Annotated in this window: 14 protein-coding genes; 4 read left to right on the top strand and 10 right to left on the bottom strand. The window is 67.4% G+C overall.

All coding sequences use genetic code 11. The features are described 5' to 3' along the window. Positions 1–4 precede the first annotated feature (4 nt). The 4 genes from ACZ43H_RS14385 to ACZ43H_RS14370 all read left to right on the top strand — a co-directional run bounded on the left by ACZ43H_RS14385 (position 5) and on the right by ACZ43H_RS14370 (position 3,907). Positions 5–331, top strand: a complete 327-nt coding sequence (locus ACZ43H_RS14385) for a TraR/DksA family transcriptional regulator (RefSeq protein WP_464583872.1) — start codon at positions 5–7, stop codon at positions 329–331. Between the two features lie 222 nt (positions 332–553). Next, positions 554–1,630, top strand: a complete 1,077-nt coding sequence (gene ychF / locus ACZ43H_RS14380; protein ID WP_464583870.1) for a redox-regulated ATPase YchF — start codon at positions 554–556, stop codon at positions 1,628–1,630. Positions 1,631–2,031: 401 nt separating this feature from the next. Continuing rightward, on the top strand, positions 2,032–3,045 hold the full coding sequence (locus ACZ43H_RS14375; RefSeq protein ID WP_464583868.1) for a DUF4238 domain-containing protein: 1,014 nt from the start codon (positions 2,032–2,034) through the stop codon (positions 3,043–3,045). 196 nt (positions 3,046–3,241) lie between these two features. Continuing rightward, on the top strand, positions 3,242–3,907 hold the full coding sequence (locus ACZ43H_RS14370) for a hypothetical protein (protein WP_464583866.1): 666 nt from the start codon (positions 3,242–3,244) through the stop codon (positions 3,905–3,907). Between the two features lie 13 nt (positions 3,908–3,920). On the opposite strand, the gene ACZ43H_RS14365 is transcribed toward ACZ43H_RS14370, so the two are convergent. From ACZ43H_RS14365 to ACZ43H_RS14320, 10 genes are all read right to left on the bottom strand, one after another. Then, entirely contained in the window at positions 3,921–4,418 is a 498-nt protein-coding gene (locus tag ACZ43H_RS14365) for a hypothetical protein (RefSeq protein WP_464583864.1), read from the bottom strand. 56 nt (positions 4,419–4,474) lie between these two features. Further along, positions 4,475–5,821 (bottom strand): AlbA family DNA-binding domain-containing protein, encoded by a 1,347-nt coding sequence (locus ACZ43H_RS14360; protein WP_464583862.1) that lies wholly within the window; start codon positions 5,819–5,821, stop codon positions 4,475–4,477. A 121-nt stretch (positions 5,822–5,942) separates the two neighbouring features. Further along, entirely contained in the window at positions 5,943–7,061 is a 1,119-nt protein-coding gene (locus ACZ43H_RS14355; RefSeq protein WP_464583860.1) for a tyrosine-type recombinase/integrase, read from the bottom strand. A gap of 59 nt (positions 7,062–7,120) precedes the next feature. Further along, positions 7,121–7,351 (bottom strand): helix-turn-helix domain-containing protein, encoded by a 231-nt coding sequence (locus ACZ43H_RS14350; RefSeq protein WP_464583858.1) that lies wholly within the window; start codon positions 7,349–7,351, stop codon positions 7,121–7,123. Positions 7,352–7,862: 511 nt separating this feature from the next. Continuing rightward, complete coding sequence (gene mobF, locus ACZ43H_RS14345) at positions 7,863–10,517, bottom strand: MobF family relaxase (RefSeq protein ID WP_464583856.1); 2,655 nt, start codon at positions 10,515–10,517, stop codon at positions 7,863–7,865. A gap of 199 nt (positions 10,518–10,716) precedes the next feature. Then, positions 10,717–12,198, bottom strand: coding sequence for a type I restriction-modification system subunit M (locus ACZ43H_RS14340; RefSeq protein ID WP_464590828.1), 1,482 nt, complete (start codon positions 12,196–12,198; stop codon positions 10,717–10,719). Between the two features lie 8 nt (positions 12,199–12,206). Then, complete coding sequence (locus ACZ43H_RS14335; protein WP_464583854.1) at positions 12,207–12,518, bottom strand: hypothetical protein; 312 nt, start codon at positions 12,516–12,518, stop codon at positions 12,207–12,209. Then, a complete protein-coding gene (locus ACZ43H_RS14330) occupies positions 12,496–14,763 on the bottom strand; it encodes a GmrSD restriction endonuclease domain-containing protein (RefSeq protein ID WP_464583852.1) in 2,268 nt (755 codons plus the stop codon). Before ACZ43H_RS14330 ends, ACZ43H_RS14335 begins: the two co-directional genes overlap by 23 nt. Then, positions 14,760–16,022, bottom strand: coding sequence for a restriction endonuclease subunit S (locus ACZ43H_RS14325; protein ID WP_464583850.1), 1,263 nt, complete (start codon positions 16,020–16,022; stop codon positions 14,760–14,762). Before ACZ43H_RS14325 ends, ACZ43H_RS14330 begins: the two co-directional genes overlap by 4 nt. Next, the gene (locus ACZ43H_RS14320) at positions 16,019–18,775 is read right to left on the bottom strand and encodes a type I restriction endonuclease subunit R (RefSeq protein WP_464583848.1); all 2,757 of its coding nucleotides are present in this window, start codon (positions 18,773–18,775) and stop codon (positions 16,019–16,021) included. Before ACZ43H_RS14320 ends, ACZ43H_RS14325 begins: the two co-directional genes overlap by 4 nt. Positions 18,776–18,822 lie beyond the last annotated feature (47 nt).

The raw sequence follows: 18,822 nt of genomic DNA, 5'->3' as shown, positions 1-18,822 counted from the left end.
GCGGATGGACACGGTGCGCACGACGCTGCTCGAGAAGCTGGCCGAGCTGGACGAGCAGATGGCCCGGCTCGAGGAGCCGCCGGGTGAGCGCGGCGAGATCTCGTTCGGCAAGCGCGTCGGTGAGGGCACCGCGATGGCGGTCGACCGTCTCTCCCAGGTCGCGGTGCACGACAAGCTCCAGGTGACGAAGGCCGACGTGGAGCGGGCGCTGGCCAAGCTGGACGAGGGCAGCTACGGCACCTGTGACGCGTGTGGTGGCCCGATCGCCGAGGGGCGCCTGGAGGCGCTGCCGTGGGCCACCCTGTGCGTGGAGGACGCCGCCCGCCGCTGAGGCCGGCCCCGCAGACCCGCTGATTCGGGCGACCGCCGTACACCCTTCACGGGGCGACCTCACGACTCCACCCCGCTGCGCCCCGCCCATCACGCACGCTGGCCGCGTTGTCGTCGGTCGCCGGGACTCCGTCCCGCCTCTCTCCTCCGCCTTGCCAGCGCACGCGCTGGACGACGCTCGCGATGTCCGGAGTCGTGAGGTCGCCCCGTAGACTCGCCGCCCGTGGCACTCACCATCGGCATCGTCGGTCTCCCCAACGCGGGCAAGTCGACCCTCTTCAACGCCCTGACCAAGAACGACGTCCTCGCGGCGAACTACCCGTTCGCGACGATCGAGCCGAACGTCGGGGTCGTGGGCGTCCCGGACGACCGGCTGGCGAAGCTGGCGGAGGTCTTCGGGAGCGCGAAGGTGCTGCCCGCGACCGTCGAGTTCGTCGACATCGCCGGCATCGTGCGCGGCGCTTCGGAGGGTGAGGGCCTGGGCAACAAGTTCCTCTCCCACATCCGCGAGTCGGCCGCGATCTGCCAGGTGACGCGGGTGTTCCGCGACGAGGACGTCACCCACGTCGACGGCGAGGTCAACCCCGGCAACGACATCTCCACGATCCAGACCGAGCTGATCCTCGCCGACCTGCAGACGGTCGAGAAGGCGGTCCCGCGGCTGGAGAAGGAGGCCAAGGGCAAGAAGGAGCTGGCCCCGGTGGTCGCGGCGGCGAAGGAGGCCCTCGGCCACCTCGAGGCCGGTACGCCGATCATCGCCACGTCCGTGGACCGCTCGCTGATCCGCGAGCTCTCGCTGCTCACCGCGAAGCCGTTCATCTACGTCTTCAACTGCGACGCCGACGAGCTCGGCGACGAGGAGCTCAAGCAGAAGATGCGCGACCTGGTCGCGCCGTCGGAGGCGATCTTCCTCGACGCGAAGTTCGAGGCCGAGCTGGTCGAGCTCGGTGACGACGACGAGGCCCGCGAGATGCTCGCCGAGATGGGCGTCGAGGAGCCCGGCCTCGAGGTGCTGGCCCGGGTCGGCTTCGACACCCTGGGCCTGCAGACCTACCTCACCGCCGGTCCCAAGGAGACCCGCGCCTGGACCATCCCCAAGGGTGCGACCGCGCCCGAGGCCGCGGGCGTGATCCACACCGACTTCCAGCGCGGCTTCATCAAGGCCGAGATCGTGTCCTTCGACGACCTGATGGCCGCGGGCTCGATGCAGAAGGCCAAGGAGGCCGGCAAGGTCCGCATGGAGGGCAAGGACTACGTCATGGCCGACGGTGACGTGGTGGAGTTCCGCTTCAACGTGTGAATCGACGTAAAACCGCAGGTCAGAGGGGGTGTGACCCCTCCCAGTCCGCACAGAGTCCGCAAGAAATTTTGCGTCATGGGCTCGATCTGGCCGTTCGAAGGGCCCATACCCGGATCCCGGTGCCGCCAGTTGACCCGCCGTGACATGACTCCTTGGCGGAAGACTCATGGCGGCCGATCCGGACGTGCGAGCGCCAGCGTTGACGTTCACACGCCGTCCTCGAGGAGGACCTGGTCGAAAGGAGCCCAGCAGAAGGAACAGTGCGATCTCGGGCTTGGCCGCGAGCTGAGGCGTGCCGGGGCCGAAAGCCGCGCGGCAGCTACTGGCAAGAGCAGGGCGGGTGCGATTACCCATTTTGTCAGCCGCGCTGGCGCGCTGGACACTGGAAGGGAGGAGAACTGATGGCGACGACCAAGCTGAAGAAGCACCAGCATGTTGTGCCACGCGCCTACCTGCGCGGCTGGGCCGACACGGAGGACCATGTCGCGGTGCTCGATCGTGGGAGCGCGGGCCCGCAGCGGTTCTCGGTGTCGAACAGTGCGGTCCGGAACCGGTTCTACAACTTCGCCGGCGCCGACGGGGCGGAGACCGATGCGGTCGAGAACTGGCTCGACAAGCACATCGAGGCGCCGGTCGGCGAGACCTTGAAGGCTCTGCGGGCGGGCGCCGGCATCGGGGACGTAAACAAGGCGACTGTCATCAACTTCACCGTGGCGCAGCTGGTCCGCACCCCGACGGTCTTCGCGTTCATGGAGCACTTCGACGAGCACCTGGGCGCGATGTTGGTGTTGATGGAGGCGGCCAAGTCCGGCAGGTTCGATCTGCTCGCTCTTTCCGACGCCGATCGTGACCGCTATCTCGCCTTCGCCCGGCGAGCGTGGGCCGCGCGGCAGGACGAACGCGACACGCGGGCCTCGAAGCTGCGGACGATGGTCCGCAAGCTCGACGAGGTCTCAACTCAGGTGACGCCGTGGCACTGGAGCGTCCTGGCCTCGCCCGAACCGGTCCTCATCTCAGGCGACTCGCCGGTGGTGACGCTCAACCCGACCGGATACGACTGGTCGGGCCTCATCCCGGATGGTTCGCCGTTGTGGATGCCGTTGAGCCCGACCTTGCTCCTCGTCGCGGAACCGGTGAAGCCACTGCGGGCGCAATCGGGGTTGAACGGCGACCTGGCTGAGTTCGTGGCCCGTGCGCTGGCGCGGCAGGCGGATCGGGCTCTGTTCAACGTCCCAGGTCGGGCTTGGCCGCCGGAGTTAGTGTTCCCGGCTCAGAAGCCGACGCTGCCTGAGCCCACGGTCACCTGGAGCAGGTCGGACGGAACGACGACGTTCCCTGCAGCGTATCCGCCGGTGGCGTCAGCGGCGGTTGAGGCGCTGCTGAACGAGCTCGGTGCCGTCAACACCGTCGACTAACGGGCGCAAGCACGACTGGCGGGAACATGAGTCTCGGGCCGAACGTTGGTCGGACGTGACTGGTCCTCTCCGGCCGACGAACCCGCGGTCTCACGAGCGCCGCGGTCCGTGCGCGCTGTGCGGCACGGCGGCGAAGCTGACGGACACGCACGTGCCGCCGAAGGCGGCGTTCAACACGGGCGACGCGACTCGGTCGATGTACGACGCAGAGGGCAACTTGGTGATGTCGCGGCCGCGGATCGGCGGCATCCGGAGTTGGGGCCACTGTGAAGCGTGTCGTCGCATTTCCTCGCCGTGGGACGACGAGTACATCGGGTGGGCGCACATGTTGGCTGGCGGTCTCCTCGACTCCCCGCGAGCCGGCGCCCGCCCCGGAATCGCGGGCAAGCTGCCGAGGGCGCGTCCGGGCCGGTTCGCGCGAGCAGCGGTTGCGGGCCTGACGACCGGCGCCGAGGGCTTGTACTCAACGCACCACGGGTTCGTGGAGGACATCCTTGAGGGACGTCCGCTGACCTCTGACCCGGATCTGCGGTTCCTGGTGGGGGTGACGCCGGCGGTGGAGCAGACCTACGTCGGCGGTGGTCACCGCGGCATGGCCGCCACGATCTCGGTGGAGCCGTCGGGTGCGGCCGAGGTGGCTGAGACGAAGCCGACCCTGTCGGCTCTTATTCATTTCCCGCCGTTCAGTCTGCTCTTGGTCGACCCGGTCACCGCGCCGGAGTATCCGCACGTGGACTGCACAGCGTGGCTGGGGCTGGGCGTCGATGAGGCAGTCGCTGACTTCGAGTTCGCATTTCCAGGGGTGAAGATCGCGTCGTCGATGGTGGCGACCGCGGAGAGTTTCGAGGCGACGGTGGTCTGACGGGCTCGCGCGCCTACTTGTCGCCGTACGCGGTGGTGAGCTTGGAGAGCTTGTCGAGGAGGTCGTGTGCGTTCTGGTGATCCTCGTTGGCGGCGTCGCGTAGTCGGCCCTCGCGCAGCGGATCGCGGAGCATCCAGCCGGCGCTGTGGCCGGCGTTGTACAGCTCGGTCGCGAACTCCTTGGCGGTGTGTCGGACGGTGGCGTCCGGGTGGCCGGAGGCCATGACGTTGACCGCGGCGAGGTGCTGGTCCCGCTGGCCGAGGAGCTTCTCGTAGAGCGCCTGCGCGTCTTGGTCATTGACCGGGGCGTTGATGGCGAGCCGTTCGGGATTGATGGTGATCTCGAGGTACTCCCGGATCGGGCCGAGGGTCTCAGCGTCGCGGCGGAGCTGTTCGCGACGGTGGGTCTTGTCCTGGGTGCGAAAGTTGAAGAACGTGGTCACGCTGGCGCCAAGGAACCCACCGGCGCCGCCAGCAAGGGCGACGACGACCGCGGTGGTTGTTTCGTTCACGTATCTATTCTGCCCGGCCCCCTCGGCAACCCGCCGTCAGCGGCCGTCAGGGTCGGTCAGCCGGCGCGGCTGGACTTGTCGAGGGTGCTGTCCTGCCACTCCATGAGGGTCTTGTCGGGGACGTCGAGCCCGAACTTCCGAAAGATCTGCTGGGCCAGGTCGACGCCAATAGCCCGTGGCGTCGCAAGCAGCGCCGGCGCGGGGTGCACGACTCGCGCGGTGAGGACTTCGGCATGGGTGATGTACCGCCCGTGAAGTTCGCGGTCCCAGCTGCCGGAAATGAGTTCGCGTCCGGCGATGTTCTCCAGGCTTACGTCGATAGTCACGGTCTCCGCGCCGAGCGCGGTGGCGTACCGCGCCCCGAGCTCCGCGACCTCGACTAGGTAGAGGAGAATGTCCCACACGGCGACGGCACCGGTCGCTTCCGGCGCCTCGGCCTTGAGTTCGGCGGCGTCGCGAAGGTCGGTCGCGATGACGCGGCGCTGCACGAACTGGCCGCTGGTGAACAGTCGCCACGCTTCCAGGTGGGGAACGATTTCTGCCTGGAGGTCTTGGGCGATCCAATTCCCGTGGTGCGCTACGGGGTCGCGGTTGCTCAGCATCGGCACTGGCCATCCGCGCAGTCGTACGGCGTGGGTGCCGGCGAAGTCCTCGAGCTGGCTGGGGCTGATGCGGCCGGCGTCGTAGGGCGCGGGCCGTACGGTGACGTTGGTGAAGGCCGGCGTCACGATGCCAGGCGCGAGTACGTCGCCGACGGGGTTGTCGATCGAGGACGGTGCAGCCCACGCCTCAGCAGCCTCGGCGTCGAACGCGGCAGTGTCCTGCTGTTCGGGGGAGAGCGGTGTGGACACGGTGAATGGCACGCCCGCGTACTCGGAGCGGCGGAAGTACTCGCGGACGCCCTTGTCGATGGCCAGATTGTGCAAGTCGCGCATGTCCACCAGCGACGGCACCTGACTCGACTGGGGTTTGCCGCGGGGCCGGACGTACGTCTGCCCCGCTTGCAGGACACCCGGGTAGTCCTTCTTGCAAATGTGCAGATCGATGTCGAACTCCTCGACGTCGAGGACGACGACCTCGGCGTCGGAACTGAGCTTGAAATGGTGGAGGTGGAACGAGACCGGCGGGTCGCAGTACCGGGCGAGCTGGTCGCTGACGTTGTCGTAGTCAGTCCACTCGGCGACCTGGGCGGGGGACAGGCCGGGCTTCATGGTGGCCATCTGGTCGTCGTCGATTCCGAGGCAGACCTGACCCCCGTCGCGGAGGTTCCCCATCGCCATGACGGCCCGGACAACTCGTGCGACGTATTGCTTGTCGGTGATGCTCCCGGCCCCCTTGACCTCGAACGACCGAGATTCTCGGCCCAGGCGGAGGCTGTCCTCGACGTCCAGCTGGGTCACCACGACACGGAGTCTATGTTCGATCCCGGACCGAAGAGCGAGCGCGACGCGTCGTCTTGGGCTGCTGTGACGCGCCACCGCTCACGCCTCGAAAGTGCGTCTGCGACGCGAGGCAACGGCTCACTCAGCGGGGCTCACCCCCAACTTTGATCAGGTCCGCGGTTGGCTCGCCGAGCGACGCGGCCATGATCAACTCCGCAGCCTTACGTGTGCGGTCCTCAGCGGTCGGCCACAGGTGGGCGTAGGTGTTGAGGGTCGTCGTCGCTTTCGCGTGGCCGAGCGAGCGCTGCACGGTCACGACGTCGCACCCGGCCGCGATGAGCCCGGAGGCGTAGAAGTGCCGGAGGTCGTGGAGCTTGATGCCAGAAAGGCTGGCGTCGCGCAGCGTCTTGCGCCACCAGTATCCAATGGTGTTCTGGTGCGGTGGGTCGTCGCCCTCCCCGGCGAAGAGCCACCGACTCTTGCCGGTGGTGCCGTGAGCGGTGACGTGTTCGGCGAGCACGTTGATGAGACTGTCAGCGAGGTAGACGACGCGCTCCGAGCCGTACTTCGGCGCGCGTACGTCAATCGCCCCACCGTTGACGCGTTGCACCTGCCGGCAGACCTTGAGCGTCTTGCGGAGGAAGTCGACGTCGCCGAGCTGTACCCCGGCGGCCTCGCCGAGTCGCAGGCCGGCGAAGGCGCAGAGGGCGATGAACGGCTGGAACCGCTCGTCAGCCACAGCCATGAGCTGCCCAACCTCCTCGGGGGTGGGGATCGACATGGCCACGTCAGCGCGACGGCCGCGGGGGAGGCGGACGCCGTCGGTCGGGTCGGAGCCGATCACCCGGTCCTTTACCGCGGCGCGGAACACCGACCTGACGTTGACGTACCGCGTCTTGATCGTGCCGGGGGCGAGTCCGGCGGCGTTCATCTGCTTGATCCAAGTCTCGACGTCCGAGCGCCGAACCTGCTTCATGGGCTTCCCCGCAAACGGCACGGATCTGGCCGCCAGCGACATCGCGAGGACGGTGCCGGGTGCCCAGACCTGGCGGGCCGACCACTCGCCGAAGAACGCCGCGAACGTGATCCGTCCAGCCTTGGGATCGGCGTACGTGCCGGTGACCACCGCGGAGGTGACCTGGTCCAGCCACTGCTGGGCGTCGATCTTGCGGTCGAAGTGCCGCGAGTGCTCCTTGCCGGCCTCGTCGCGGTACCGCGCCCGCCACCGGCCGTTGGCTCGCTTGGCGATGTTTCCCGCCATGGTGATGCTCCTTCCAGGATCGCTCCATCGTCTCTCTGAGATCCGACGGTGGGGCAGGGTCAGCTGCGGTTCTGGGGACGGTTCGTCTGCTCGGTGAGCCAGAGGATGAGGTCGGCGCGCCAGTAGCGGACGTGGCGGCCGACCTTGAAGCTGCGGGGTCCGGTGCCGAGGTGGCGCCAGTAGCGCAGCGTCCCCTCCGGCACGCGGAGGTAGCGACACGCTTCCTGGAGGGTGAGCATGTCGTCGCCGGGGTTCTGGCGGGGTCGTGGGGCGTTGGGTTGTGCGGTCATGGCGGCCTCCTTGTGGCTGGGTTCCCGGCGTCGTTCGTCGCCGGTCGTGATGGGTGGGTGTCTGTCGTCGAGAGGTACGCGCCCTACGGTGCGCGCTGGGGGGCACCAATTCGCGCCCGTCCTGGCCCCGCCCGTCCTCGGGACGGGCGCCCCCGTCAGGTGGCGTTTTCGCAGGTCAGGCGGCGCCCGTCCGAAAGTTCAAGAACTCATCGGGTGCTCCTCGCTGGTTGTCGTCGCGAACGACTTGTACGTGTTGATCAGCATGGGGCGGCAGGTTCCCCGAAATCGGGGGAACCTGAGGGGGATACCTGCCAGGGGACCTGTGTTTCCGCAGGTCAACAGGTATCCCTAAGTCGTTTCCCCGCGGACTTGTGAAGGTCTTGATTCACGCCGATCAGCGTGGGCGAGGGGCGTTACCGGAAAGCGGTAACAACGGGGAGGGGAACGCGAGGGGGAACGCTGCGTTTGCGCAGGTCAACGGCTTCCCTAAGCCGTTGGTTGCCCCCGCTTGTCACAGGCCGATTCCGGAGGGCTGTGAGATGAGCGGCCGGTACTCCGGGGCGGGGACTCGTGGCGCTGGAGGCCGTACGGCGGCCGGGCCGTACCGGTCGATCGCGTCGATCGCGAGTTGTCGGGCGTGCGTGGGGCCGAGGTCCGCGCGGTCGCGGCTGAAGACATCGACCCACTGCCGGCGGGCGTCCTCGAGGGACTCGGCGACGAGGTGGGCGGTGTTGCTGTGGCGGCCGCGGGTCATGGCGACGTACGCCGCCGCGGCGCCGGTGGTCTCGCACAGGGCGACCTGGGCGGCCTCGACGGTCTCGCCCTGGGCTCCGTGGACTGTGGTGGCGTATGCGAGCTCGACGAACCCGGTGGCGTACTCCGCCGGGACCGCACGGTCGCGCCCGTGGCCGCGCAGGATCAGGCTGTCGTCCTTGCGGATGTCGGTGACGGTCCAGGTCTGGCGATTCGCGACCCCGAGATCGGGGTCGTTACGACGCGTCGCAACCCGGTCCCCGAGCCCGATCCGTTCGCCTCGAGCGGTCACGATCGAATCGGCCGAGTCGCCCGTGGCAAGGTCGGCCCGACGCTGGTCGCGAATCGCGGAGTTGAGGTTGGCCACGTGCTCGTGGGTGTCGGCGACGACCAGGTCGCCGGCCGCTCCGGCCTCGGCGAGGGCGGCGGTGCGCTCGCTGTCGCTGGGGTGGATGACGATCGACCCGCGGCGATGCAGCGCGTCGAAGACGGCGCCGGGGTCGTCGCCGGTGCGCATGCGCAGGGAGAGTGCGGCGTAGTCGGGGTCGGTGAATCTGTGCACCTTCTCCAACGACACGACTGCGGTCGGGTGCGCCCAGCCGAGGGCGTGGTCCAGGACGCCGCCGCGTCCGACCGCCGGGAGCTGGTGTCGGTCGCCGACGAGGGCGACCCGCGCCCCGGCCTCGTCGGCGACCGTCAGGAGCGCGCGGGCGGTGTCCTGGTCGAGCATGCCCGCCTCGTCGACCAGCAGCAGGTCCCCGGGTCGCAGCCGGGCAGCCGGGTGGGGCGTGGCGTCGGGGCGCCGCGCCCAGTGCCCCTCGTCGTCCCAGCGCCAGCCGTGCTGGTGGATCAGCCAGGCCGCCGAGTGCCCGTCGGCACCGGTCTCCGCGGCCGCAACCTCGGCCGCCTTCAACGTCGGCGTCACCACCACCAACCGGTGTCCCTGCCGTGCCAGCACGGTTTGTGCCGAGCGCAACGCGGTGGTCTTGCCTGCACCGGCCGCGCCCTCCACGACCACCAGCTGGCCGTCACCGGCCAAGGCGCCGACGACGGCGGCTTGAGTGGGGTCGACCCGCGTCAGCCCTCGCCCGTGCAGCCGGACCCGTCTGGCTGGCTGCTCCGCACGGCCGGCGAGGCGGCCGATGAGGTCCGCCTCGACCTCCATCACCTGCTGGGAGGTCAGTGAGCGGACGTGCTCAGGCACGTCGGGTGAGGCGAGCAGCCGGACACAGCGTGCGGCGGCGCGGGCCGTCACGTCCTCGGCGAGCTCGATGCGCGCGGCGCGCTCGGCGACCAGGTCGGTCTGTGCCAGCAGGACCTCGACCTGGCCCCGGATGTCGGCGGCGTTCCACGCCGACCGCTTCGCCCCGAGCTGGGAGATCACCCAGTCCGCCGCCCCGTCCCGGTCGATCCATCCCACCTGGGTCGCCTCGAGCGCGGCTGGAGCGGCGGGGTTGCGGAAGCCGAGGTCGCGGAACTCGGCGTTCCACCGCGCCACCAGGTCAGCGCCGTCGGTGGGGACGACCTTGTCCGGCCGCGCATCGGCCCACGCCCGCCGATCCCAGATCTCACGCAGCCGCGGCCCTGGCTCCTGGCCGGGATGCTCGCGCCGCCACTCGGCTTCGTACCGGTCGATGTTGCGGTGGATCTGACTGGTGCGAGCGCTGAACGCCCCGACGTACGGCGCGAGCTGCTCGATCTCCCCAGTCTCGGGGTCCAGGGTGAGACCGCGTGGGGCCAGGGCCGCCCGGAACTCCGGGTCGGTGGCGACCGCGGCGTGCCCGATCCCGTTGATCGCCTCGATCATGTCGCGCACACCCACCGAGTGCAGACCCCGCCAGGCGCCGGCGGCGAACACCCGGGCGTTGACCTGGAGGTGTAGATGCCGGTGAGGGTCGCCGGCCCGCGACGTGTAGTGCCGGATCACCGCGGCCTCGATCCGCTCCACCGGCACCTGCACCTGCCTGCCCCTCGGCCCGACGCGGGTGGTGGCGTGTTGGGCGACCCAGCCGACGATCTCGGCGGCGGCTTTGTCCTGAGCCCCGTCCAACGCGGCCGAGATCTCCGGATGCAGGGCAGCCGCCAGCGACCAGGTCTTCGGGCCGTTGACGGTGACCTCGACGAACCGCAGTGCGTTCGCGTCCGCGCGGACCCGACCCTTCTTGCACCCGGTGTCGACATCGAGCCCGGCGACCCACTGCTCGTAGGTCTCGCCGTTCATCGAGCCCGCGTGCTCCACACCGTCCGGGGTCGCTGTGAGCCGTGCCGCGACCCCGCTGCCCTCGCCGAGGTAGTAGTCATCCGCCCGCGAACGGTCGCGCTCGACGTAGATGCGCGCGGCCTTCGCCGCGCCGTTGTAGAACTTCACGCCTCCGTGCACGCCGATCACCGCCTCAACGACGTCCGTCGACAACCAACGGACCCCTAGAAATGCCGCGTGGGCCGCCCGATCACGGGCGACCCATCTACGAACCTTCGTAGCATGCGTGCCGCTGTGAATGAAGGTGGTGTGGCAGGCAGGTGAGCGGTGTCGTTGAGAGGATTCTGGGGACCGCGAAGAGCCAACGGTTGTAGATGAAGGCGAAGGTGGGAGGGTCGGGAAGAGCTAGAAATCAGGAGTCGGCGGAAGAGGCTTCGAGTGCGGCGGCGACGGCCTCGAACTCGACGAGCGCCGCGGTCAGATCCTCGACAATCTCGCGGGCGATGACCTCGGGTGCCGGCAGGTTGTCGGCGTCCTCGAGCGACTCGTCCCGCAGCCAGGTGATGTCGAGGTTGGCCTTGTCGCGCGCAACGAGCTCGTCGTACGCGAAGGCCTTCCACCGCTCGGACTCCACCCGCTCCGCGCGATCCTTGCCGGACAGGTACGACGTCACGAAGTCATCGAGGTCTGCCCGGCGCAGCGGGTTCTGCTTGAGCGTGAAGTGCATGTTGGTCCGGAAGTCGTAGACCCACAGCTTCTGGGTCCAAGGCTGCTCGGCCGCCGGCTTCTTGTCGAAGAAGAGCACGTTGGCCTTCACTCCGGGTGCGTACCAGATGCCGGTGGGGAGTCGGATCATCGTGTGCAGATCGAAGTCTGCGAGGAGCTTGCGACGCAGCGTCTCGCCGGCACCGCCTTCGAACAGCACGTTGTCGGGCAGGACGACGGCGGCGCGGCCGTTGATGTCGAGGATCGTCATGATGTGCTGCAGGAAGTTGAGCTGCTTGTTGGACGTCGTCACGACGAAGTCCTGACGCTCGATGTCGCGGTCTTCGCGCACGGCCCGTCCGTCCGCGCCGACCATGGTGAGAGATGACTTGCGGCCGAACGGCGGGTTCGTGAGCACCACGGACCAGCGCTGGCCGGGGTCGGCGATCAGGGAGTCGCGTACGTCGATAAGGGAGTCGCCGTTCGGTGTCCCGATGCCGTGCAGCAGCAGGTTCATCGCGGCCAGCCGTGCGGTGCCGTCGACCAGCTCGTAGCCGGAGACGAACTCGTCGCGAAGGTGCTCGCGCTCGGTCGGCGTGAGGCTGGCGGCGTCGCGGGCGGCGTGCTCGTGGGCGACAAGGAGGAAGCCACCGGTGCCGCAGGCGGGGTCGACGACCGTGTCAGTGGGCTTGGGGTCGACGACGTCGACGATCGCCCGGATCAACTCGCGGGGTGTGAAGTACTGACCGGCGCCGGAGCCCTTGTCAGAAGCGCCCTTCGACAGCAGCTCCTCGTAAGCGTCCCCCTTGAGGTCAGTGCCGGAGGCTGACCAGTTCTCCTGGTCGATGAGGTCGACGATGAGGCGCTTGAGCTTGGCTGGATCCTGGATCCGGTTCTGGGCCTTCCGGAAGATCGTGCCGAGCGTGCCCGGCTGCTGCGAGAGACCGACGAGGATCTGGGTGTAGGTGACCTCCAACTCGGTGCCTTCGGCATCGAGGAGCTTCTGCCACGAGTACTCGGGCGGCACGATCTGCTGCGGGTTCAGCCTCCGGGTAGCCCGCTCGTGCGCCATCTTGAGGAACAGCAGGTACGTCAGTTGCTCGGTGTACTCGATGACGCCCACGCCGTCGTCGCGCAGGACGTTGCAGTAGGACCAGAGCTTGTCGACGAGGCGGCGAGAGTCTGACATCGTCACGGTCACATCTTTCGGTGGAGCTCGTAGCGGGCCGAATGCCCGGGGTCCTTGGTCGCCCAGCCCAGAGCGGCCATTCGGATCTCCGCCTCTTTGCGGATGCGGTTGTTCACGGGATGCATCGTGTCGCGCACCGGGACATCGAAGAGGTCATGGAGAAGGCGCTTCACTGCGCGCACATCGTTGCTGTTGCCGTGGAAGACACGGATGCCACCCTCAACTACAGATTGCGCGTACATCGCTCGATAGAGCTCATCCAGGTCGATCGTGTACCCCTCCATGGCGAACGTCGTGTCATCCATCAGCTTCTCCGTCATCCTCTGCTCCGTCCCGCAGCGAGTCGCGCAGCATCTCTCGAAGCTCGGCGAGGGTCTTCCCGGTGGGGACATGCGTCCAATCAGTCCAGCCATTGCGCGAGCTGCCGACAAGCTTGGTCAGCGCAGATGACGGGGCACGGAAGTGGCCCGCCGAGGTGTCCAGACCGCCAGAGCCGGTCACTGTGGCATGGAACTCCGCGCCGGATCGCACCTTCTTATGGCGCAGCCGGTCTCCGGGGACCACGAGCCCGCGCACGATCAGCGGCATCAGATCGCCGTGCACAGGGTTTTCCGTTCGTGTACGTGTCCTGGCGACCCGGAGTGATTCCGCTACCTTGCTGGCCTCAGCGACCTTGCTGGCTTCCGCCACCTGGAAGACTTCCAAGTCGACGAAGTCGGCATCGGGCTCACTCGGCCGGGGCCAAGCAGCGAGCGCGCACCTGATCAGAGCCAACTCCCGGAGACCGATCCGGTCCTCGTCCCACGCCGAGACCCATTCGTCCTGGGTGAAGTTGCCGACACCTTCAGGGAAGGTCAGAATCGATCCGGTCGTCAAACGGGCAAGGCTGTGGGTCTGGAGCGTGTGCCGCTTCTTGCTCCAGGCCTGGTTGCTCAGCGATGAGTTGAGGCTCTGCGTGGCCAGGGTCAGGTTGCCGAGGCGGTGGATCGAGTTGTTGCGTCGCTCGATCGCCGACCCTGGCACGCCCTCCGGCAACGACCAGTTCTCTTCCCACTTCACCGGCATGACGTGCTCGATCGTGAGGGCCTTGCTCGCTGCTCGGTGAGGCAGGGTGGGTTCGGCCCGGCTCGTGATCAGGTGGTTCTCGAGTCCCACCAGCAGGGTGCGCAGACGGGCGCGCACGAGATCGTTGTAGAGGTCGCTGTTCATCAGCCCGCTGATGAACGCTGAGTCGTCCGGCCAGATCCGGCTCTCGGCTGTCTGGCTTGCCAGACCCGTGACGAGCAGGTCGCCAGACCGGGTGACATCGCCGGCCTTGATCGCGCCCAGGAGGGTGCCGAACAACCGGTTGTAGTCCTTGGTGGTCATGCGACAGATCGCCCGGCGCATGAGGAAGGAGTCGATCGCGAGCGTGCCGATGACGGCCTGATCCTCGGGGACCTCTGAGGAGGCGTGAAGGAACAGGATCAGCGGCCACGGCGTGGTGGTCTTTGTGGCGTCCAACCGGTCGAGAGCCTGTGCGACTGGGGAACTCATCGGAAGCCGCTGCAACCGGTCCATCGTGTCGGCGTAGACGCGGATATCCCGGATCACGTCAGCGGCTCTCGCGTGTGATGCACGCATCCAGCGCTTGAAGTCCTCGAAGAGGTGCTCGGCCGAGGATTCCTCGCCACGCTGCGCGCTCAGCCAGTAGGCCAGGAGGATGTCGACCCGCACTCGCTTGATGCGGCCCGTGGTCACCTCCTCGCGCCAATGCCCGCTATCGAGCACGCACCAGTGGTCGTTGAGCAGTTCATGCTCAAGGTGGTGGTCACCTTGGCGTTCGAGCATCTGGAAGAGCAGGTTCTTGACGAGGTCGGCAGCGTCCAGTCGTACGCCACGGTGGTTGAGGGCTTCGAAGATGACCTGCGGGTCGTCTCTCGCGTCGAGGAAGATGCTGACCACCTTGATGCGGTTCTCGACGGCGAAGTGGAGGAAGTCGAGCCGGTCGCTGGCCGAGGAAGATTCCTTGACCCAGTCGCGGACGGCGTCTTCGAACCAGAGAGATGCCCGAACGAGCTTGTGGCCAACGTTCGGGGGCGAAGAGACGTCGTCGGGCTCGCGTACGGCCCATTCGAAGCCGCGCAAGTCATGCGTGAGGGGTGCGACCTTGAGCCGGTCCTCTGGATGGTCGCTGTCGACGCTCACCCGGTTACGCACTAGGGCCGCGAAGCTGTCGGCGGCATGCAGTGCTCCGAACTCCAAGGCCACACGTCGAGCGGCGGCCAGGAACACCTGGAAGGTCGTCATCCGCTGCTGTCCGTCGATCACCATGGAGGTGGGCGTGCGCCGCGGGATCGGGCTGCGATGCTGGGTCACGAGGGCGCCAAGGAAGTACTCCTGAGCGTCCTCGTCGTCTCCCTCCTCCGACTGTGTCTCCGCGGACTCGGCGGCCTTGCGGATGTCGTCCCACAGGGGAATCCAGTTCTCCTCCTCGTCCCATACGTAAGGTCGCTGGAAGATCGGGATCACATAGCGGTGGTCCTTGTTGAAGACTGCTCCAAGCAGCTCGTCTCCGGCTCTCATGCGGTGATCATCTCCTCGGCCTGCGAGGGCTCTGACGCAGCGCCGGTGAGGCGCCCCGAGAATGCGGCTTCGAGTAATGCCCGGCGGAGAGCTCGCGAACGGCTCTGTGCCGATGCCAACTCGGCTCGCAGCACCGTCAGTGCTTCCGCCGCTTCTTCGATAATCGCCAGCATCTGCTGCTGTACGTCGACGGGCGGGAGCGGGATCGTAGTGTCCGCGATCGCGGCCTGATCGATTTTGGGCATAGACCCCGCAAGGCCCTTGGCCTTGCGCCGAAGTTGGTCGTGGCCGGGCTTGGACTGCAGCGCCGCTGCGAGGAATCTGCCGTCAATTTGGTCCTCGTCAGCGCGTAGTCGGATCAAGAGATCGGGGAAGATCGCCCATTCGCGCGGGCCGTCGTATCGGGCAGTGGTTCCAACCAGCGCAGGGGTGTTGGACCGCTGGACGAACACGTCTCCGGGCTCGAGCCACAGGTCACGCGCCCGGTCCGGAGCCGTGACAGTGACCTTCGTGTTCGCCTCTGTAAACGCGTTCTTGGTGACTGCAGTGAGCGTCAGTGACCTAACGCCAGCTTCGCCGCCGGTTGCAGCGCGATCCGACCGCCCATTCCGCATCGGCTCGCGCAGCAAGTTCCCGATCCGCGCGAGCGGGTAGTCGGCTGACCAGAGCGTGTTTGCGAGGAGTTGCTGATGCCATACCTGCGCCCGGCGGAGCCCAGACTTCAGGTAGCTCTCGGCGGCATCCAGGCGGGAGAGATGGTCTTCGAGCAGGTCGACGATGCGGCACTGCTCATCGAGCGGCGGAAGGGGGAGCATGATTCGCTTGAGCTTGGTGACGCTCAGTGTGTGGAGGCCACTCGTCGAGCTGGCGACTCGCGAGAGCTCGTCCCGAATCGTTGGGGAGTTCCAGAGCAGGCCGAGGTAGCGCTCATCGAGGTCGGGCGCTGGCCGTACACGGATGAGGTGGTTCTGGTGGACCGCATCCTTGATCGAGCCGTCCCAGACTGCGGCGCGGCCTATCTGACTCGCCGACCCATTGCCCTCGACGACCAGGAGATCGCCTCGCTGGAGGCGAAAGCGGTCGAGTTCACCGTCGAAGAGTTCCACCTCATGAACGTCCTCTAGGTCTAGGCCGGACGCCGTCACGTTCGCAACCCGAAGGAATGGAAAAGCGTTGTCCCGGGGTGCACGCTTGGGTTGCTTCTGGATACCGCCCTGGATCTCGGCTACGGCGTCCAGCGGAACTTCTGACCACGTCATGCCGTGAGTTCCGAGTTCAGTTCGTCGATGAGCTCGGCCGCGCGGTCGCCGAGGTCCCGGAGGGCGCCGTCGGTGCCGCCGCGCTCGGTGAAGGGGGCGTCGTCGAGGTCTTCGGTGCGGATGCCAGCTGAGTTGGCGATCACCTTGACCATGTTGTCGAGCCACCACCGCTCTGCGTCCGTGAACGTCACGCCGGCTTGCTCTTGCTGGGCCAGCCAAGCGGCGTATCGCTCCTTTACGCGTTCGACGTAGGGGATGAGCTTGTCGTCGACACCGACGGTGAATCGGACAAGCGAGACGAGGTCGGTCAACGTGCGGTGGTCGGACTTAGTGGCGAACTGTGGGTCGAGGGCGACGTAAGCGTTCCAGATGATGTCGGGCGTCCAGTTGTAGGGCGGGCGGGCGATGCGGTCGGCTAGCTCTTTGATGTCGCTGAAGGAGATCCGGCGTTCCTTGGCTTCGGTGAGGAGCTGGATCGCGGTGATCTCGGCGCGGTGCTCGTCGAGGTAGGCGCGCCAGGACTCGACGACGGATGTTGCCTGGCTGGGGTCGACCACGCCGTACGCGTCGAGCAGTACGTCGGCGGAGACCTCGTCGACCACTCGGTCGTGGGTGCGGCGGAGCTCGAGGATGCGGGCGCGCAGGTCAGGGTTGGATGCGAGTGGCTTCACGGCGTCGATGATCAGCTGCTGACGGACTGCGTCCGGGTCCTCGACACCCTCGATTGCTTCGGCCTGCCGGTCGGGGTCGACGGCATCGACGAGGTGCCGGACCACCTTCCGCACAGACCCTCCGGCAACCGAGTCGAGCTCGGTGCGCTCCTCGGGAGTCAGCTGGTGCTCGAGGGCGGCGAGTCGTGATGCGAGGGTTGCCGCCTCGTCCTCGGTGATGGTCAGGTTGGCTGCCTTCTCCAGCAGCTTCTGGAGGCTGACAGACTTCTCGCGGTTGAGCGGCGGCTCGACGAAGTCGTGCTCGGTGACCCCGATGGCGTCGATGAGCACGAAGCGGGTCTTCTGCTTGGCGTCGGGGGTGACTGCCTGGAAGTCGGCTGACGGGATGGTGCGGGCGCCACGGCCCTTCATCTGCTCGAAGTACTGCGGCGAGCGCACGTCGCGCATGAAGAACACGCACTCCAGCGGCTTCACGTCAGTTCCGGTGGCGATCATGTCGACGGTGACCGCGATCCGGAGTGCCGGGCTGGTGCGGAACGCGGCGAGCTGCTGATCGGCATTGCGGGCGGTGTAGGTGATCTTGGCGGCGAAGTCATTGCCCTTGCCGAACACTTCGCGTACCTGGGTGACGATCTCCTCGGCGTGGGCGTCGTCCTTGGCGAAGATGAGGGTCTTCGGCACGGTCGACCGTCCCGGGAAGATCTCGGTGAAGAGCTTGTCCCGGAAGGTCTCCAGCACGGTGCGGATCTGGTCGGTCGCGGTCACCGCACGGTCGAGCTGGCCACTGGTGTACTCGAGGTCCTCGTCCAACGCCTCGTAGCGCTGGGCGCGGGTGCGCCGGTCGACCTTCGGGACGACCGTCCCGGCCTCGATCGTCGAACCCTGGTCGCTGATCTGGGTCTTGATCCGGTAGATGTCGAAGTCGACGTTGACGTTGTCGGCCACCGACTGGGGATAGGTGTACTCCGAGACGAGGTTCTGCTTGAAGAACCCGAAGGTCTGCTTGCCGGGGGTCGCCGTGAGGCCGACGACATGGGCGTCGAAGTACTCCAGGACGCCGCGCCACTGGCCGTAGATCGAACGATGGGCCTCGTCGACGACGATCAGGTCGAACGTCTCCGGTGGGATGTCGGAGTTGTAGGCGACCGTGACCGGAGTGTCGGGCACCCAGCCGTCCAGCTCGGGGTCGTCGCTCTCACCGACCTCCTCGTTGCGCAGCGCCTTGAATACCTGCTGGATGGTGGAGATAGCGAGGGCCGTCGACTCCGGCATCGGGCCGCGGTTGAGACGGTTTACGTTGTAGAGCTCAGTGAAGCGGCGGCCGTCGTCGGGGGTGCGGTAGTTCTCGAACTCGGCCATCGTCTGCTTGGCCAGGTTGTTGCGGTCGACCAGGAACAGGATGCGGTCGAAGCCGCCGAACTTCAGCAGCCGGTAGGACAGCGTCACGGCCGCGTAGGTCTTGCCGGCGCCGGTCGCCATCTGAACGAGGCTCCGGTCGTAGCGCTGCTCGCGCAGGCTCTGCTCGACGCCGTTGATGGCCTCGATCTGTGCCGGCCGTAGGGGGATGGTGTCCAGCGGTGGCATCGCGGTGACCTTGCCCCGCCAGGTCGGGTGTTCCTCGTCCTTCGCTCGCAGGGTCTTGGCGAGGGTGGCTGCCTTGGGGAAGTTGAAGATTCGGCGAGCCCGCGGCTCGGGGTCGAAGCCGTTGGTGAAGTGGGTCTCGGTGCCACTGGCCTCGAAGACGAACGGGAGCCGGCCGTCCTTGGTCTGGGCCGCCAACCTGACGTCCGCCGGGAGCCCTTCCGCGTACATCGCGGACTGCCACTCGACACCACTCAGGGGAGTGCCTTCGGGCTTGGCCTCGATCACCCCGACGACCCTCTGGTCGACGTAGAGCAGGTAGTCGGCTCGACCGTGCCCGGTCGCCATGGTCGCCTCGCGCCGCGCGACGCCCTGCGCCGCGAACAGGTTGAGCGACCTGCTGTCCTGCACCGACCAGCCCGCGTCGGTGAGCTGTCGGTCGATGAGCACGCGGGCACGCGCCTCCGCGGCAAGGCGGTTGGCGTCATCCCCGAGGTTCATGATGCCTCGTAGGTTATCCGTGTGGTGTGCCTCGCAGAGGTGGAACG

It is taken from the genome of Nocardioides sp. DN36 (assembly GCF_055380375.1).
This window is presented reverse-complemented; position numbering and strand designations above follow the sequence as displayed.

Coding starts and splice junctions, on each gene's coding strand:
- ACZ43H_RS14375 (WP_464583868.1), top strand. CDS start 2,032: ATGGCGACGACCAAGCTGAAGAAGCACCAGCATGTTGTGCCACGCGCC.
- ACZ43H_RS14330 (WP_464583852.1), bottom strand. CDS start 14,763: ATGAGAGCCGGAGACGAGCTGCTTGGAGCAGTCTTCAACAAGGACCAC.
- ACZ43H_RS14320 (WP_464583848.1), bottom strand. CDS start 18,775: ATGAACCTCGGGGATGACGCCAACCGCCTTGCCGCGGAGGCGCGTGCC.
- ACZ43H_RS14340 (WP_464590828.1), bottom strand. CDS start 12,198: ATGTCAGACTCTCGCCGCCTCGTCGACAAGCTCTGGTCCTACTGCAAC.
- ACZ43H_RS14350 (WP_464583858.1), bottom strand. CDS start 7,351: ATGACCGCACAACCCAACGCCCCACGACCCCGCCAGAACCCCGGCGAC.
- ACZ43H_RS14325 (WP_464583850.1), bottom strand. CDS start 16,022: ATGACGTGGTCAGAAGTTCCGCTGGACGCCGTAGCCGAGATCCAGGGC.
- ACZ43H_RS14355 (WP_464583860.1), bottom strand. CDS start 7,061: ATGGCGGGAAACATCGCCAAGCGAGCCAACGGCCGGTGGCGGGCGCGG.
- ACZ43H_RS14335 (WP_464583854.1), bottom strand. CDS start 12,518: ATGACGGAGAAGCTGATGGATGACACGACGTTCGCCATGGAGGGGTAC.
- ACZ43H_RS14385 (WP_464583872.1), top strand. CDS start 5: ATGGACACGGTGCGCACGACGCTGCTCGAGAAGCTGGCCGAGCTGGAC.
- ACZ43H_RS14370 (WP_464583866.1), top strand. CDS start 3,242: ATGTACGACGCAGAGGGCAACTTGGTGATGTCGCGGCCGCGGATCGGC.